Source organism: Rhizobium tumorigenes (assembly GCF_003240565.2).
GTDB classification, from domain to species: Bacteria; Pseudomonadota; Alphaproteobacteria; order Rhizobiales; family Rhizobiaceae; genus Rhizobium; species Rhizobium tumorigenes.
On sequence record NZ_CP117255.1, the window covers coordinates 2,193,773 to 2,211,015 of the forward strand.

17 protein-coding genes are annotated in these 17,243 nt (G+C 61.0%); 16 read left to right on the plus strand and 1 reads right to left on the minus strand.

Going from position 1 to position 17,243, the window contains the following annotated elements; genetic code table 11:
* Positions 1-29 precede the first annotated feature (29 nt).
* The 4 genes from PR017_RS10835 to PR017_RS10850 all read left to right on the plus strand — a co-directional run bounded on the left by PR017_RS10835 (position 30) and on the right by PR017_RS10850 (position 6,089).
* Positions 30-1,391: an NAD(P)-dependent oxidoreductase gene (locus tag PR017_RS10835; RefSeq protein ID WP_111222565.1), complete on the plus strand. Its 1,362-nt coding sequence runs from the start codon at positions 30-32 to the stop codon at positions 1,389-1,391.
* 14 nt (positions 1,392-1,405) lie between these two features.
* Positions 1,406-2,719, plus strand: coding sequence for an NAD-dependent dihydropyrimidine dehydrogenase subunit PreA (preA, locus tag PR017_RS10840; protein ID WP_111222564.1), 1,314 nt, complete (start codon positions 1,406-1,408; stop codon positions 2,717-2,719).
* Positions 2,720-2,982: 263 nt separating this feature from the next.
* A complete protein-coding gene (locus PR017_RS10845; RefSeq protein WP_111222563.1) occupies positions 2,983-3,522 on the plus strand; it encodes a biliverdin-producing heme oxygenase in 540 nt (179 codons plus the stop codon).
* The gene (locus PR017_RS10850) at positions 3,519-6,089 is read left to right on the plus strand and encodes an HWE histidine kinase domain-containing protein (RefSeq protein WP_111222562.1); all 2,571 of its coding nucleotides are present in this window, start codon (positions 3,519-3,521) and stop codon (positions 6,087-6,089) included. Before PR017_RS10845 ends, PR017_RS10850 begins: the two co-directional genes overlap by 4 nt.
* A 7-nt stretch (positions 6,090-6,096) precedes the next feature.
* Here the strand turns inward: PR017_RS10850 and PR017_RS10855 are convergent, their stop codons facing one another.
* A complete protein-coding gene (locus PR017_RS10855) occupies positions 6,097-6,750 on the minus strand; it encodes a TetR family transcriptional regulator C-terminal domain-containing protein (protein ID WP_111222561.1) in 654 nt (217 codons plus the stop codon).
* 298 nt (positions 6,751-7,048) lie between these two features.
* Between PR017_RS10855 and PR017_RS10860 the strand changes: the two genes are divergently transcribed.
* From PR017_RS10860 to PR017_RS10910, 12 genes are all read left to right on the plus strand, one after another.
* Positions 7,049-8,302 carry a Zn-dependent hydrolase gene (locus tag PR017_RS10860; RefSeq protein WP_111222560.1) on the plus strand — a complete coding sequence of 418 codons (1,254 nt, stop codon included), beginning with the start codon at positions 7,049-7,051 and terminating at the stop codon, positions 8,300-8,302.
* A gap of 36 nt (positions 8,303-8,338) precedes the next feature.
* A complete protein-coding gene (locus PR017_RS28415; protein WP_111222559.1) occupies positions 8,339-8,551 on the plus strand; it encodes an antitoxin MazE-like protein in 213 nt (70 codons plus the stop codon).
* A complete protein-coding gene (locus tag PR017_RS10865; protein ID WP_240539150.1) occupies positions 8,509-8,928 on the plus strand; it encodes a type II toxin-antitoxin system PemK/MazF family toxin in 420 nt (139 codons plus the stop codon). Before PR017_RS28415 ends, PR017_RS10865 begins: the two co-directional genes overlap by 43 nt.
* Positions 8,925-10,379, plus strand: a complete 1,455-nt coding sequence (gene hydA / locus PR017_RS10870; RefSeq protein ID WP_111222558.1) for a dihydropyrimidinase — start codon at positions 8,925-8,927, stop codon at positions 10,377-10,379. The genes PR017_RS10865 and hydA overlap by 4 nt, the downstream gene beginning before the upstream one ends.
* 2 nt (positions 10,380-10,381) lie before the next feature.
* Entirely contained in the window at positions 10,382-10,759 is a 378-nt protein-coding gene (locus tag PR017_RS10875) for a hypothetical protein (RefSeq protein WP_111222557.1), read from the plus strand.
* On the plus strand, positions 10,750-11,565 hold the full coding sequence (locus tag PR017_RS10880; protein WP_111222556.1) for an ABC transporter ATP-binding protein: 816 nt from the start codon (positions 10,750-10,752) through the stop codon (positions 11,563-11,565). The genes PR017_RS10875 and PR017_RS10880 overlap by 10 nt, the downstream gene beginning before the upstream one ends.
* Before the next feature lie 3 nt (positions 11,566-11,568).
* Positions 11,569-11,904: a hypothetical protein gene (locus PR017_RS10885; protein WP_111222555.1), complete on the plus strand. Its 336-nt coding sequence runs from the start codon at positions 11,569-11,571 to the stop codon at positions 11,902-11,904.
* Between the two features lie 2 nt (positions 11,905-11,906).
* Positions 11,907-12,794 carry an ABC transporter permease gene (locus PR017_RS10890; RefSeq protein ID WP_111222554.1) on the plus strand — a complete coding sequence of 296 codons (888 nt, stop codon included), beginning with the start codon at positions 11,907-11,909 and terminating at the stop codon, positions 12,792-12,794.
* Complete coding sequence (locus PR017_RS10895; RefSeq protein ID WP_111222553.1) at positions 12,791-13,918, plus strand: ABC transporter permease; 1,128 nt, start codon at positions 12,791-12,793, stop codon at positions 13,916-13,918. The genes PR017_RS10890 and PR017_RS10895 overlap by 4 nt, the downstream gene beginning before the upstream one ends.
* A gap of 59 nt (positions 13,919-13,977) precedes the next feature.
* Positions 13,978-14,946: an ABC transporter substrate-binding protein gene (locus PR017_RS10900; protein ID WP_111222552.1), complete on the plus strand. Its 969-nt coding sequence runs from the start codon at positions 13,978-13,980 to the stop codon at positions 14,944-14,946.
* A gap of 360 nt (positions 14,947-15,306) precedes the next feature.
* Positions 15,307-15,723 carry a hypothetical protein gene (locus PR017_RS10905; RefSeq protein ID WP_111222551.1) on the plus strand — a complete coding sequence of 139 codons (417 nt, stop codon included), beginning with the start codon at positions 15,307-15,309 and terminating at the stop codon, positions 15,721-15,723.
* Positions 15,724-15,764: 41 nt separating this feature from the next.
* Positions 15,765-17,228 carry a CYTH and CHAD domain-containing protein gene (locus tag PR017_RS10910; protein WP_111222550.1) on the plus strand — a complete coding sequence of 488 codons (1,464 nt, stop codon included), beginning with the start codon at positions 15,765-15,767 and terminating at the stop codon, positions 17,226-17,228.
* Positions 17,229-17,243: the final 15 nt, after the last annotated feature.

Genomic DNA, 17,243 nt, shown 5'->3' on the forward strand with positions numbered 1-17,243 from the left:
GACTGGCCGTAGATAAGAGGGAACTTAAAATGGGACGACTGGAAGCTGGGATCAAAAGTGGCCGACTGACCGCGGCGGAGTACGGTCAAAACTTTTCCGACCTTCATCCGCGGCTCGGCAACCACGAGGCGCTCGTCGAATCCGATCGCTGTTATTTTTGTTACGATGCGCCCTGCATGACAGCCTGTCCCACCTCGATCGATATTCCCCTGTTTATCCGGCAGATATCGACGGGCAACCCGATCGGCTCTGCCAAAACCATCTTCGACCAGAATATTTTGGGCGGCATGTGCGCCCGCGTCTGTCCCACCGAGCAACTCTGCGAGGACGTGTGCGTCCGCAACACGGCCGAGGAACGGCCTGTGGCAATCGGCCGGCTGCAGCGCTATGCGACCGATGCGGCGATGGCGGCTGAAAAACAGTTCTACACGCGCGCCGAGCCCACCGGCAAAACCATCGCCGTGGTCGGTGCGGGCCCCGCCGGTCTCGCCTGCGCCCACCGACTTGCGGTCAACGGCCATGCTGTCGTGATCTTTGATGGCCGCGAGAAGGCTGGCGGCCTCAATGAATACGGCATAGCCACCTACAAGGCTGTCGATGATTTCGCCCAGCAGGAGGTCGATTACGTCCTGTCGATCGGCGGCATAGAAGTCCGCAACGGCCAGATGCTCGGCCGCGATTTCACGCTCGGCGAACTCAGCGCCAAATACGACGCCGTCTTCCTGGGCCTCGGCCTCACCGGCGTCAATGCCTTGAGGGCTGAAGGCGAAGACCTCGAGGGCGTGACGGACGCCATTTCCTATATCTCGGACCTCCGCCAGATCGCCGACAAGGCCGACATCGCCATCGGGCGCCGTGTCGTCGTCATCGGCGGCGGCATGACGGCGATCGACGTTGCGGTACAGGCCAAGCTGCTCGGCGCCGAAGAGGTGACGATCTGCTATCGGCGCGGCAAGGAACACATGAATGCGTCCGAGTGGGAGCAGGATCTCGCAGCCTCGAAGGGCGTCATGATCCGCCATTGGCTGGCACCAAAGCGCATCATCGAAAAGGACGGCAAGGTCGCCGGGATCGAAGTTGAATATACCGAGCTTCGCGATGGTCGCCTCTCCGGCACCGGCGATACCGGCGTCATCGCTGCCGACCAGATTTTCAAGGCCATCGGCCAGACGCTTGTGGCGTCCGGCATCGACACGCTGCAAATGGAAGCCGGACGCATTGCCACCGACGCTGACGGAAAAACCTCGGTCGACGGCATCTGGGCCGGCGGCGACTGCATTGTTGGGGGAGACGACCTGACGGTGTCAGCCGTGGCACAGGGCCGCGACGCTGCCGAATCCATCAACCGCACGCTGGCTGCCGTTGTGCACCCCGCCGCTGCCGTCGCCTAAGGGGAGAGTGAACAATGGCTGATTTGCGCAACAATTTCGTCGGCATCAAATCCCCCAACCCGTTTTGGCTGGCCTCTGCGCCACCGACGGACAAGGCCTATAATGTCAACCGCGCCTTCGAGGCCGGCTGGGGTGGAGTCGTCTGGAAGACACTCGGCGAAGACGGCCCACCGGTGGTCAACGTCAACGGACCGCGCTACGGCGCCATCTGGGGCGCCGACCGCCGCCTGCTCGGGCTCAACAACATCGAACTCATCACAGACCGCGACCTCCATACCAACCTGCGGGAGATGAAGGAGATCAAGATGAAATGGCCGGATCGGGCGCTGATCGCCTCGATCATGGTTCCCTGCGAGGAGCAGGCCTGGAAGGCGATATTGCCGCTTGTCGAGGAAACCGGCTCCGACGGCATCGAGCTCAACTTCGGCTGTCCGCACGGGATGTCGGAGCGCGGCATGGGTGCAGCGGTCGGACAGGTGCCGGAATATATCGAGATGGTCGTTCGCTGGTGCAAGCAGTACACCCGCATGCCGGTCATCACCAAGCTGACGCCGAATATCACCGATATCCGCAACCCCGCCCGCGCCGCCAAATCCGGCGGAACCGACGCGGTATCGCTGATCAACACCATCAACTCCATCGCCTCGGTAGATCTGGACAATTTCGCGCCGAACCCGACTGTCGGCGGCAAGGGCAGCCACGGCGGCTATTGCGGCCCGGCGGTCAAACCGATTGCGCTCAACATGGTGGCTGAGATCGCCCGCGATCCGCAGACCCACGGCCTGCCGATTTCCGGCATCGGCGGCATTACCACATGGCGCGACGCTGCAGAATTTCTGGCACTTGGCGCCGGCAACGTCCAGGTCTGCACCGCCGTCATGACCTACGGCTTCAAGATCGTGCAGGAAATGATTACCGGCCTCTCAGACTGGATGGACGAAAAGGGCCACCGTACGCTCGACGATGTCATCGGCCGTGCCGTTCCGAATGTCTCCGACTGGCAGTATCTCAACCTCAACTACATCGCCAAGGCCAAGATCGATCAGGATGCCTGTATCAAGTGCGGCCGCTGCTACATCGCCTGCGAAGATACCTCCCACCAGGCGATCACCAACATCGTCGATGGCATCAGGCATTTCGAGGTGAAAAACGAGGAATGCGTTGGCTGCAATCTCTGCGTCAGCGTCTGTCCGGTCGAAAATTGCATCACCATGGAAGAGCTCCCGGCTGGCGCTCTCGACACGCGGACCGGCAGGATTGTCGACCCGAACTATGCCAACTGGACGACGCATCCAAACAACCCGATGGCACGCCAAGCCGCCGAATAGGCTTCGGTCGCCAGCCAGTTGCCATCGATCTTCGCCCTGGCCCCGCCACATCGTTCTACAAGGTGGCGGGGCACTCGCTATCGGGTCGCCCCACATGGGAATGCCAAGCCGCCGATCGAGACCGGTAAGGCCGGCGTAATAAAATTGGCGACTCATGAAAAATAAAAGAAACTCGGCTTTCAACTGGCAATATTTCAACCCTGAGGTATACCGGGCTCTTGGTGCTCTCGCTGGGCAGTAAAAATACTGTTCGGGCCGACTGAATGACCTTTCGAAATGCCCTCCGTGCCGGCACTGCCGAGTACCATGATGTTGTCGACCATCTGTTTGGTCGCTTCGACATGACTGATCGTGTTCAATATACAGCATTTCTGGCAGGCCACGCGCGTGCCCTGCCCGCAGCCGAGCAAGCCCTCGAGGCCGCCGGCATTGCCCGCATCTTCCCGGACTGGCCAGAGCGTCGCCGCAGCCATCTCTTGCGCGCCGACATGGCGACACTCGACCTAGTCATGCCGCCGCCCGTCGCCATTGTCGCTTTCGCCTCCGACGATGAGGTCTGGGGTGCAGCTTATGTCATCGAAGGTTCGAAATTGGGCGGCGCCATGCTTGCAAAGCGCGTACCGGGCCATTTCCCATCCGCATATCTTTCTTACCAGGGACCCAAAGGCGCGATGAAAGCGTTTATGGATAGGCTTGATGCCGCGGCACCCATTGACAGCGATCGCGCGATAGCGGCGGCTAGATCGGTATTTGCCGCCTTCCGGGCCGCAGCCGAACTCGAATTGGAGAAATCCGCCTTTTGACCGATGAATTGCAGCGTATCGATCTCACCAATTGCGACCGTGAGCCGATCCACCAGCTCGGCACGATACAACCCTTCGGCTTCCTCCTCGCATTGTCGTCCGACTGGTTGATTGCACGAGCCTCTGTCAATCTCGGAAAGTTCACCGGCGTCGAACACGAGCAGATCCTAGGCCGCCCGCTGACGGAATTGTTTACGCCGGACGCCGTGCACACGTTGCGCAACCGGACCGCTGTGATCCGCGGACAGGATACAGTCGAACGCGTTTTCGGCGTCGTGTTGCGTGAAGGCGGCGCCCTCTTCGACATCGCCCTGCACATTTCAGACGGACAGATCGTCATCGAGGCTGAGCCATCTCCTGCAGCGGACGAGAGCACTGCGATATCCATACGCAGCATGACCGCACGCCTCGACCAGACGGACACACAGCAGGCCTTCTTCCGCGAGGGCGCCCGGCAGGCGCGCGCACTGACTGGCTTCGACCGCGTCATGATCTATCGTTTCGACGAAACAGGCGCAGGTGAGGTCGTGGCGGAGGCGGCACGATCGGGCATCGGATCATTTCTAGGACTGCACTATCCGGCCTCCGACATTCCAGTGCAGGCGCGGGCACTCTATCTCCGCAATCTTTTCCGGATCATCTCCGACGTCGATGCTGTTCCCGTGTCGATCGCACCGCAACTCACGGAACACGGGCAACCGCTGGATCTTTCAATGTCGGTTCTGCGCTCGGTGTCGCCGGTCCATATCGAATATCTGAAGAATATGGGTGTGGAAGCATCGATGTCGATTTCCATCGTGGTCGAAGGCGCCCTGTGGGGCTTGTTTGCCTGCCACCACTACAGCCCTCGCCTGCCCTCGCTGGAACGCCGCGCCAATGCCGAGTTGTTCGGACAGATGTTCGCTTCGCGCCTGGAAAGCCGTGAAAGACGTATCGCCCTCGAATACGAGCGCAAGGCAAAGCAGATCGGCGATCGCCTGCTGACATCCGTTGCCGGCAATACAAGCTTGCTCGATGACCCAGCTTGGCTGATCGACGCTCTCGCCGATGTCATTCCGGCAGACGGGGTCGGCGTCTGGATCGACGGGCGCATGGCATTGAGCGGCGCCACCGTCTCGGAAGAGCAGGTTTTGGAACTGAAGTCTCTTCTCAATCGAAATGCGGCAGGGAGGGTCTTTGCGACGGACAGCATTCGCAGCTGGTATCCCGATTGGGACGAGAGCACGCATGTCTGCGGCCTTTTGGCTATCCCGATTTCCCGCTCTCCGCGCGACTACGTCATCCTTTTCCGTCAAGAGATAATTCGCTCCGTGCGCTGGGCAGGCGACCCAAACAAACCTGCCGAGTATGGTCCGGGTGGCCTACACCTGTCACCGCGCAAGAGCTTCGAGAGCTGGTCGGAAATGGTGCGGGGCCACTCCCTCGCCTTCACACCTCCGCAACTGCGTGTCGCCGAGACGATCAGGGTGGCCCTGATCGAGGTCATCCTGCGCCTCTCCGAGGAGGCAAACGCGGAACGGCGTGCTGCAAGCGAGCGTCAGGAACTGCTGATTGCCGAGCTCAACCACCGTGTCCGAAACATTCTCAGCCTGATCGGCGGGTTGATTCGTCACTCGAAATCCGCCGATTTGTCCGTCGATGGCTACATCGAGCAGCTTCAGGGACGTGTGCAATCGCTTGGCCGCGCCCATGACCAGCTGACGCAAGACCAGTGGGCGCCGGCTTCATTCAGGCAGTTGCTGGAAGCAGAAAGTGCCGCGTATCTCGGCAAGACCTCCGGCCGGCTGGATATCAGCGGCCAGGAGGTGCTGCTGGACCCGAAGGCCTTCACGACATCGTCGCTGGTCTTCCACGAACTCGTTACCAACAGCGTCAAATACGGCAGCCTTTCGGCTGCAGGCGTTGTGGCGATCAACTGGGAGCGGAACGCCGAAGGTAATCTGCACATCCAGTGGCGTGAACGCGGCGGCCCTGCCGTGACGACACCCACACGCGTCGGTTTCGGCTCGACAATCATCCGACGCTCGTTCATCTACGATCTGGACGGAGAGACCGACATCCGCTTTGCCGAAGGCGGACTGGAAGCCGATTTTGTCATTCCGGCGAAATTCGTAACCTTCGTCAGAGCAGCCGTCCTCACGGCTCCTCAGAAGGAAATGATCGACAGCCAGATTGCCTCGGCGCCGCTCGGCCAGCAACCGCTGGCCGGAATGTCGGTGCTGCTGGTGGAAGACAATCTGATCATCGCCATGAACGGGGAGGATATTCTGAAAAGCCTCGGCGCTGCGGAGGTCATTGCCGTCCCCAACGTGTCGCAGGGGCTTGCGGCCATCGAGCAGCAGCCGCTTCAGATGGCGCTGCTGGACGTCAATCTCGGCGTGGAGACGAGCTTTCCCATCGCCGACCGGTTGATCAGCATGAACATCCCGTTCGGCTTCGTGACCGGCTACGGAGACAGCATTCCCCAGGGCGACAGCTACGCGGACATCTCCGTCTTGCAGAAGCCCTACACCTGGGAAAGCATCGAGGCCTTCCTGCCGGTTGTCCTCAGGCCGCGCGACGAGTAATTGACCGTCATTGCGCCTTCTTCTGCGCGATCATCAGCCCGTTGACGAAAAGCTGCTCGAGATAGCGGGCGGCATCCTCGAACCGGCCCTCGCCGGAACTCGCCTGTCCGAGGACGGCGCGCACCTGGACATCAAAGTCGGCATAGTGCTGTGTGGTTGACCAGATGGAGAAAATCAGGTGGTAGGGGTCGCATTTGGCGATCTTGCCGGCCTTCGCCCAGGCGCGGATCACAGCCGCCTTCTCGTCGACAAGGCTCTTGAGTGGCCCCCTCAATTCGTCCTCGACATGCGGTGCACCCTGCAGCATCTCGTTGGCAAACAGCCGGCTCTCGCGCGGAAAATCCCGGGCCATTTCAAGCTTGCGGCGGATATAGCTGCGGATCTCGCTTTCGGGGTTTCCCTCCGGGTTGAAGACGCGCAGCGGCTCGAGCCAGGTGGACAATACGCGGTCGATGAGTGCCCGGTGGATCGCCTCCTTGGTGCGGAAATAATAGAGCAGATTGGGCTTCGACATGCCGGCCACCTCGGCAATCTGGTCGATGGTGGAACCGCGAAAACCATGAACTGAAAAGACATCGAGAGCCGCCTCGAGAATGACCTCTTCTTTCACTTCCTGGATGCGGGTGCGACGCTGCGTCTTCGCCGCTCTGGGGGTCGTCATGTCGATTTCGCTTCTCCTTGAAACCCGCGCAGTTGTCACATGTGCTATGCGCCGGCACCAAATCGGATCGCCCGGGTATCTGCCTGTATTTTGTCGCCGCTTTTCGCGATTTTCATCTTGAGCACCGGCGTGGAAGCTGTAATGTTTACCAATCGGTCAAATTATCGATGAGTTGCTACGCAAAGGCAACCGCCGATTTTCCGGAGCAAGAAAAACAAAAAACGCTCCGCAGCAAGACCAAGGGAACCACCGGTCATGCCATCAGCATGGCCGCGACAAAACGGGCGAGGATTATCTTATGGTGGCCGCACCAGGCGAAAACATGCGTATCAATGGCGACCGCCTTTGGGATGCGCTGATGGATATGGCGAAGGTCGGACCAGGCATTGCCGGCGGCAACAACCGCCAGACGCTGACCGATTCCGATGGCGAAGGCCGCCATCTCTTCCAGCAATGGTGCGAAGCAGCTGGAATGACTGTCAGCGTAGACCGCATGGGCACGATGTTTGCCACCCGGCCAGGCACCGATCCGGACGCACTTCCGGTCTATGTCGGCTCGCATCTCGACACCCAACCGACCGGCGGCAAATACGACGGCGTTCTCGGCGTGTTGGCTGGTCTCGAAGTCGTGCGCACCATGAACGACCTCGGCATCAGGACAAAGCATCCAATCGTCGTCACCAACTGGGCGAACGAAGAAGGCGCCCGCTTTGCTCCGGCGATGCTGGCCTCTGGCGTTTTTGCCGGCGTCCACGATCTCGACTACGCCTACAGCCGCAAGGATCCGGACGGAAAGACCTATGGCGACGAACTGAAGCGCATTGGATGGCTCGGCGCCGAGGAAGTCGGCGCCCGCAAGATGCACGCCTACTTCGAATACCATATTGAGCAAGGCCCGATCCTCGAAGCCGAAAAAAAGGCGATCGGCGTTGTCACCCACTGTCAGGGCCTGTGGTGGCTGGAGATCACCCTCACTGGCCGCGAAGCCCATACGGGCTCGACACCGATGGCGCTGCGCGTCAACGCCGGCCTTGCCATGTCGCGAATCATCGAGATGGTCCAGGCCGTCGCGATGGAAAGCCAGCCCGGCGCTGTCGGCGGCATCGGCCAGGTATTCTTCTCTCCCAATTCCCGGAACGTGCTGCCCGGCAAGGTCGTCTTCACCGTCGACATCCGCACACCGGATCTGGCCAAACTCGACCGGATGCGCGAAAGGATCGAGGCCGAGGCGGCAGGCATCGCCGAAGCCCTCGGCGTCGGCTGCTCGATAGAGGCCGTCGGTCATTTCGATCCGGTCACCTTCGACGCGACACTGGTATCGGCCGTCCGCAACGCCGCCGAAAGGCTTGGCCTCAGCCACATGAACATCATCTCTGGCGCCGGCCACGACGCCTGCTGGGCCGCAAAGGTGGCCCCGGCCACGATGATCATGTGCCCCTGCGTCGGCGGCCTCAGCCACAACGAGGCGGAAGAGATTTCCAAGGAATGGGCATCAGCCGGCGCCGACGTACTGTTCCACGCGGTGGTGGAGACGGCGGGGATCGTGGAGTAGAATAGCTCAAGTACCTCGGAGACAGGGAAACGGACGATGGGAAGGCCTAGAGAGATTTCACCCGAAGAGCGCGCCGAGCTGGTCAGTCAGGGATATCGTCCAGTGGAAATCTGGGTTCCCGATTTGAGCAATGAGATCTTCAGGAGGCAGGTTCAGAAAGAGATGCAGTCCATTGCGGCAGCGGCCGAGACGGATGATGTCTCCCAATGGACTGTCGCCGTCGGCCCCACGGATTGGGACAAGCCGTGAAGATAAGTCGAGGAGATGTGGTGGTGGCAGTTTTCCCTGGAGAGCTTGGCAAGCCGCGACCGGCCGTCGTCCTCCAGGCGAATGAACTCCTCGATATCTACACGACGGTACTCGCCTGTCCTCTTACCACGCATTTGCTCGACGCCCCTCTCCTCCGACCCACGATCGAACCCAGTATGGAAAACGGACTTCAGCAGAGGTCTCAAGCCATGGTTGAAAAGATCACGCCGGTGAGGAAGGACGTCATCGGTCAGCTGATCGGCCGTCTGACGGATGAAGATCTTGCTCGGATCGAAGTAGCTTTGGTTCAGGTCATCGGTCTTCATCACACCATAGCGCCTCCAAGAATAACGCCAGATAGGGAACGAAAGCCATGAGCACAGTCATCAAGAACGGCACCGTTGTCACGGCGGACCTGACCTACAAGGCCGACGTCAAGATCGCGGACGGTGTGATCGTCGAGATCGGGCCGAACCTTTTGGGCAACGAAGTGCTCGACGCCACCGGCTGTTATGTCATGCCGGGCGGCATCGACCCGCATGTGCATCTCGAGATGCCGTTCATGGGCACCTACTCGGCCGACAATTTCGAAAGCGGCACGCGCGCGGCGCTCGCGGGGGGCACGACGATGGTCGTTGATTTCTGCCTGCCGGAGCCCGGCCAGTCACTGCTCGATGCGCTGAACCGCTGGGACAATAAGTCCGCCAGCGCCAATTGCGACTATGCTTTCCACATGGCGGTGACCTGGTGGGGCGAGCAGGTCTTCAACGAGATGGAGACTGTCGTCAAGGACAGGGGCATCAACTCCTTCAAGCACTTCATGGCATACAAGGGTGCCCTGATGGTCGACGACGACGAGATGTTCCACTCGTTCTCGCGCTGCGCCGAGCTTGGCGCCTTGCCGATGGTGCATGCCGAAAACGGCGATATTGTCGCCCAGATGCAGGCTAAGCTGATGGCGGCAGGTAACAATGGCCCCGAGGCCCACGCCTATTCGCGGCCTGCCGCTGTCGAGGGCGAAGCGACCAACCGCGCTATCATCATCGCCGATATGGCCGGCGCCCCGCTCTATGTCGTCCACACCTCCTGCGAGCAGGCACACGAGGCGATCCGCCGCGCCCGCCAGAATGGCATGCGCGTCTATGGCGAGCCGCTGATCCAGCACCTGACGCTCGACGAAACAGAGTATTTCGACAAGGATTGGGACCACGCCGCCCGTCGCGTCATGTCGCCACCGTTCCGCTCGAAGCTGCATCAGGACAGCCTGTGGGCGGGTCTGCAGTCAGGCTCGCTGCAATGCGTCGCGACCGACCACTGCGCCTTCACCACCGAGCAGAAACGCTTCGGCGTCGGCGACTTCACCAAGATCCCCAACGGCACGGGCGGCCTCGAAGACCGTCTGCCGATGCTGTGGACCCATGGCGTCGCCACTGGTCGCCTGACGATGAACGAGTTCGTCGCGGTCACCTCTACCAACATTGCCAAGATCCTGAACATGTATCCGAAAAAGGGCGCGATCCTGGTCGGTGCGGACGCCGATATCGTCGTCTGGGATCCCACCCGCGCCAAGACGATCTCGGCTGGAAACCAGCAGTCGGCCATCGACTACAACGTCTTCGAGGGCAAGCAGGTCATCGGCCTGCCGCGCTATACGCTGACCCGCGGTGTCGTTGCCATCGAGGAGACGACGGTGAAAACCCAGGAAGGCCACGGCAAGTTTGTGAAGCGCGAACCCTTCGCCGCCGTCAACAAGGCCCTCTCCACCTGGAAAGACGTCGTCGCGCCCCGCAAGGTCCAGCGTACCGGCATCCCGGCAAGCGGGGTGTAACTGTGCGCGCCCGCCACCTTCTGGTCACCACCATTCTGCTCGTCCCGACCTATGCCGATGCCGATGGCCTGGGACTGGCCATCGGCGGCAACTATGGCAGCAAGGAAGGATGCATCTATGCAAAGACCGGAGAATCGAGCGGCGCCGATACATTCCTGCTACTGACGCCGGATGCCGTAACGACGTCCGTTTCCAGTTGCGAGTTCAAGAAGATCGTCAAGACCAGCAGCGACGGATTCACCGTCACGGCAGCCTGCCAGGCAGAAGGTGAAGACAGCGCTGGAGACGAGAGGATTGATATCATCCGTATCGACAAGAGCAGTTACCGCATCCTTTTCGAGGACGGGACAAAATTGGGACCCGTGAAGAAATGTCGGTAATCGCATCCAACCCCGAACAGAAGATTGCGGCATCCGTCGTGTCTGCCCGCAATCTCTGTCTCACCTACCAGACGAGCGATGGTCCGGTGCATGCGCTGAGCAACGTCGATCTCGATGTCCGCAAGGGCGATTTCATCTCCTTTATCGGTCCTTCCGGCTGCGGCAAGACGACCTTTCTGCGCTGCATCGCCGATCTCGAAAAGAAGACCTCCGGCGAAATCGACGTCAACGGCATGACGCCTGAAGAAGCCCGAAAGGCGCGTGCCTATGGCTATGTCTTCCAGGCTCCAGCGCTCTATCCGTGGCGCACCATCGAGAAGAATATCTCCCTGCCGCTGGAGATCATGGGATACGCCAAGGACGAGCGCGACAAGCGCATCGCCCGGACGCTGGACCTCGTCAACCTCACCGGCTTCGAGAAGAAGCATCCCTGGCAACTGTCGGGCGGCATGCAGCAGCGCGCCTCGATCGCGCGCGCACTCGCCTTCGACGCCGACCTCCTGCTGATGGACGAGCCTTTCGGCGCACTCGACGAGATCGTTCGCGATCATCTGAACGAGCAACTGCTGAAACTCTGGGCCCGCACCAACAAGACGATCTGCTTCGTCACTCACTCGATCCCCGAAGCGGTCTACCTGTCGACGAGGATCGTCGTGATGTCGCCCCGCCCCGGCCGGGTGACCGATATCATCGAGTCCACCCTGCCGGCGGAGCGCCCGCTCGGCATTCGCGAAACCCCGGAATTCCTGGCCATCGCCCATCGCGTCCGCGAAGGCCTGCGCGCCGGCCACTCCTATGAGGAATAGGCCATGAACGGCACCTTCCTCCTCTGGCTCGGCGGCGCCATGGTGATCTTCCTCGGCGGCGCCACCGCATCGCGGGCCTATATCGCCACCAGCAATGTCCTGATCCTCGTGCTGTCGCTCGGGCTTTACTGCGTCGGCAACCTGATGATGGTGAGGCTGATGCGCGAGGGCGGCCTCGGGCTTGCAATATCGGCCTCGGCCATCGTGCAACTGGTCATGGTCAACATCATCGCCTTTGTGGTCTTCGGCGAACGCCTCAGCTTGGCGCAGATGGCAGGCGTCGGGCTCGGCGTCGTCTCGATGGCGCTGATGCTGCTACCTTTGCAGGGAAAGGCGTGAGCATGGAGAACGAACAGTTCTTCCGGCACAAGTTCATTCCGGTGACGACGGTTCTCCTCGCCATCGTGGCGATCTGGTATATTGCCACCGTTATCATGAACGCCCCTTTCCAGATCGACCTCGACAGCCGCGCCGGCGTCTCCACAGGTACGCTTGAGTTCATCGGAAGGACTATGGCGCAGCCGAAGCCGACGCTTCCGGCGCCGCACCAGGTGGCAATTGCGGTTTTCGACAACACCTTCCTGCGTGCCATCGATAGCAACCGCAGCCTCGTCTACAACGCCTGGATCACGCTGACATCCACCGCCGTCGGCTTCGTCTTCGGCACGCTCCTCGGTATCCTCATCGCCATCGGCATCGTCCACGTCATGACGCTCGACCGCAGCCTGATGCCCTGGGTCATCGCCTCCCAGACCGTGCCGGTGCTCGCCATCGCACCGATGGTCATCGTCGTGCTCGCTGCCGTTGACATCACCGGGCTGATCCCGAAGGCACTGATTTCGACCTACCTGTCGTTTTTCCCGGTGACGGTCGGCATGGTCAAGGGCCTGCGCTCGCCCGAAGCCATGCACCTCGACCTCATGCGCACCTACAAGGCGACAGCCAGCCAGACCTTCTGGAAGCTGCGCCTGCCAGCCTCCGTGCCTTACCTGTTCACCTCGATGAAGGTCGGTATTGCGGCGAGCCTGGTCGGCGCCATCGTCGCAGAATTGCCGACCGGCGCGGTCGCCGGCATCGGCGCAAAGCTGCTTGCGGGCTCCTATTACAGCCAGACGATCGACATCTGGGCCGCGCTCGTTGCGGGCTCGGTGCTGGCGGCCCTGCTCGTCGGGATCGTCAGCATTGCCGCCCGCATCGTCGACCGTGCGATGGGGACGCGACGGTCATGAAGAATGTGCAGTATTCCTGGCAAAGCCTGATAGCGATCCTGCTTTGCATCGGCGCCGCTCTCACCTTCCCGCTGATCGAGCCGAGCAGCGGAGATCCTATCCTGCCCGGTATCAGCGCCCTGATCTTCTTCATGATCATCATCTCCTGCTTTTTGTCGCAGCTGACCCTGCCGCCGGCGATCAGCGCCGCCATCCTGTTTCTAGCCGCCCATGAAGTGGCCTGGCTGCTGTTGACCGCAATCGGCGGCAATGAGGGCGCCGCCCGCCCGGCGTTCTTCCTGTTGCTGGCATCGGCATGGCTGCTCGCCTGGCGCTGCGTCAGCATCCTGTCGGATATCCGGCCCCACTCCCGCTTTTCCGGGACGGTCCTGCGGATGCTGATCCCGGCGATTTTCGGTGCCTGGATCCTGATCATCTGGGAGGCCGCCACCCGTGGCGCCGGTGTGCCGTTCATCATCCTGCCACCGCCGAGCGCCATCGCCGTCCGAATTGCCGGCTCCCTGCCGATCCTTGCCGCCGACGTCCGCCAGACGATCTTCAAGGCAGTGATCGCCGGCTATGCGATCGGCTGCATCAGCGGATTTCTTGTGGCGATCCTCGCCGACCGCTTCGCGTTCCTGAGGCGCGGCCTGATGCCGATTGCCAACCTCGCCTCCGCCCTGCCGATCATCGGCGTCGCGCCGATCATGGTCATGTGGTTCGGCTTCGACTGGCAGTCGAAGGCTGCCGTGGTCGTCATCATGACGTTTTTCCCGATGCTGGTGAACACGGTCGCCGGCCTTGCCGCATCGGGCGCAATGGAGCGCGACCTGATGCGCACCTACGCCTCGAGCTACACCCAGACCCTGTGGAAGCTCCGGCTTCCGGCAGCGGCACCCTTCATCTTCAACGCATTGAAGATCAACTCGACGCTGGCGCTGATCGGTGCCATCGTCGCGGAATTCTTCGGCACCCCCATCGTCGGCATGGGCTTTCGCATCTCGACCGAAATCGGCCGGATGAACGTCGACATGGTGTGGGCGGAAATCACGGTGGCGGCGATTGCCGGCTCCGTCTTCTATGGCGTCGTGGCCCTCCTCGAAAGGGCGACGACTTTCTGGCATCCGTCGAGCCGTGGTGGCTAGGCGGCCTGATATCCCGGCCAGGGATTGCAGGTTGAACTTCAGAGGGAAAAGGGAAGAAAATGAAAAAAATAATCATGACATTGATGGCCAGCACCATCGCACTTGCCGCAGCCCAATCGGCACTGGCTGCCGACAAGGTGACGCTGCAGCTGAAATGGGTCGCACAGGCCCAGTTCGGCGGCTATTACGTCGCCAAGGACAAGGGTTTCTACAAGGCGGAAGGCCTCGACGTCGACATCAAACCGGGCGGCCCTGACGTCGCCCCTGAGCAGATCATCGCCGGCGGCGGCGCCGACGTCATCGTCGACTGGATGGGCGGTGCCCTGGTTGCCCGCGAAAAGGGCGTGCCGCTGATCAACATCGCCCAGCCCTTCGAGAAGTCCGGCCTTGAAATGGTCTGCCGCAAGGACGGCCCGGTCAAGACCGAAGCCGACTTCAAGGGCCACACGCTCGGCGTCTGGTTCTACGGCAACGAATATCCGTTCTTTGCCTGGATGAACAAGCTGAAGATCCCGACATCGGGCGGCACGGACGGCGTCACCGTCCTGAAGCAGAGTTTCGACGTCCAGCCGCTGATCCAGAAGCAGGCCGACTGCATCTCGGTCATGACCTACAACGAATACGGCCAGGTACTCGACGCAGGCTTCAAGCCGGAAGACCTCACCGTCTTCAATTACACCAAACTCGGCGTCAACCTGCTGGAAGACGGCCTCTACGCCAGCGAGACGAAGCTGAAGGACGCCGCCTTCAAGGAGAAGATGGTCAAGTTCGTCCGCGCCTCCATGAAGGGCTGGAAATATGCCGTCGAGCATCCTGACGAAGCCGCTGAAATCGTCGTCGACAACGGTGGGCAGGACGAAGCCCACCAGAAGTTCATGGCCGGCGAAGTCGCCAAGCTGATCGGCTCCGGCAAGCTCGACAAGGCACTCTACGAACGCACCGAAAAGGCCCTGCTGGATCAGAAGATCATCACGAAGGAGCCCAAGGACGCCTGGACGCACGCCATCACCGATGCCGCGCTGAAGTAGTTTTGACGCTCGAATAGTCCTGAAACGCGCGGGCTCTCATGCCTGCGCGTTTCTGCGTTTGAGGGGGCAGTGAAATTGTCGAGTCAGATCCGAAGACGACCGATATCCCGCGATCCAAGACGAAAAAAAGGCTCCGGACCGATCGGGTCGTCACCACTTTCGCCCAAACCTGCCAAAATAAAAGCGTACGGGCTGTAAACTGATTGTCACCCGCAGCAGCTATCGTGGCGATATCTGGGTCCTTCGACCTGCAGATTTTCAGCTCGCGTTGGAGCGTCCGCGCGGTAGCGGACTGCGTGTTGCCAGCCGCGCTATTTCCAGCGACACTCGCTTTGATCGCAGCCGAACGAGGAGAACGATATGAACACCATCTCCAGTGAAAACGACCCGGATTTCCACCCGGCGTCCGCCTGCACGCTCTCAGCGATCTTCGACAGGAGGAGCGAAGCAGCGTCTGCAGTCGCCCGCCTGCAAGACGCAGGCATTCCGTCCGAAGCAGTCCATTTCCTCCCTAGTATCGCCAGCGAAGGCGACAAGCCGGCGACTGCAGCGGAGCCGGTGGACTTCTGGCACCAGCTCGAAAAGTGGTTCTTCGCCGATCACGAGCGGGCCGCCTATTCCGAAGGCCTTCGACGCGGCGGTTTCCTGGTGTCGGTGATCGACGTCGACAAGGCGCAGTACGACATCGCCCGCAATATCCTCGACGACGAAGGCTCCATCGACATCGACGAGCGTGCGGACCAGTGGCGTCGGGAAGGCTGGAGCGGCAAGCCTTAACACTTGAGGGCTATGGCGTGTTGCAACCTGGAGAATGACATTTGACACGCGAAATCGAACTGAAGCTGGAATTATCGCAGGAAGCCAAGGACAGGCTTCTGAACTCGCCATTGCTGGGCGAGCCATCGGCGGTCTTCCAGCAGCGCGCGCTCTACTTCGACACTGCTGACCAGACGCTCCGCAAGGCCGGTTTCTCGCTTCGCATCCGGCAGGCAGGCGATGTCCGCACCCAGACGATCAAGGCAACGCACCAGAGCACTGCCGGCCTGTTTGCAAGGCCCGAATGGGAATCGATCGTCCAGACGGACATCCCTGTTCTCGATCATACAGCGCCCATATCCACCGACCTATGGCCCGATCTCGATGCCGATGAACTGGTGGTCCAGTTCATCGTGCAGGTGCAGCGAAAGAAGTGGCTGCACAGGGAGGACAGCTCCGAAATCGAAATCGTCGTCGACGAGGGCATCGTCATCGCCGGAGACCGTCGCAGCCCAGTGTGCGAGGTCGAACTGGAATTGAAGGACGGCCACACCCTCGATCTCTTCCGCGCCGCGCGCAAGATCCAGGATATCGACGCCTTGCGCCTCGGAGTGCTTTCCAAATCCGAACGCGGCTACGCCCTGATCGCGCCGTTGCAGAATTTCTTTAAAGCCGAGCCCGTGCAACTCGACCGAACCGCCAACGCCGTGACGGCCTTCCAAACCATTGCCCAATCGTGCTTCCGCCAATTTCGCCTGAACGAGACGGTGCTTGCCGATCGACGAAATCCGGAAGCGCTGCATCAGGGCCGCGTCGCACTGCGAAGGCTCCGTTCGGCCGTGTCCATCTTCAAGCCGATCCTCGTCGATCCCGAAGCAGGCAGAATTGCCGCAGAGCTGAAATGGCTGGCCTCGATCATGGGCGACGCCCGCAACTTCGACATCCTCGTATCGACTGCGGACAACGGCGAGCTTCGCGACCGCCTGAAGGTTCTGCGCACCGAAAAATACGATCTCGCAATAGAGGCGATGGCATCTCTGCGCGCACGGCAGATGGCCATGGATTTCATGGAGTGGCTATGGTGCGGAGCCTATCTGGAGACGGAGGAAACCCGGGAAGCGCGCCACGCGCCGGCCTCGGAGTTCGCCTCCCATGCCCTCGACCGCCTGCGCAAGACCATCAGGCGAAATGCGAAACTTCTGGCTGATGGCACCGACACGGAGCGCCATGAGGTCAGAAAGGATGCGAAGAAACTCCGATACGGAGCCGAGTTTTTCGCGTCCTTGTTCAGCGACAAGCAGGGACGAAGGCGCCACAGGGAGTTCGTCAAAGCTCTGGAGAAAGTTCAGGAACACCTGGGCGACGTCAACGATCTCGCTACCGCGCCATCTGTCCTTCGTGATCACGGCCTGGAAGGCCACCCGGATGCCGGCAGGCTATCGCCGACGGGAAAGAAGACCAAGTTGCTCCAAGCCTCCGCGGATGCGCTGGACGATCTGCTCGATGTCAAAAGGTTCTGGCGATGACGTCATCATCGGTGT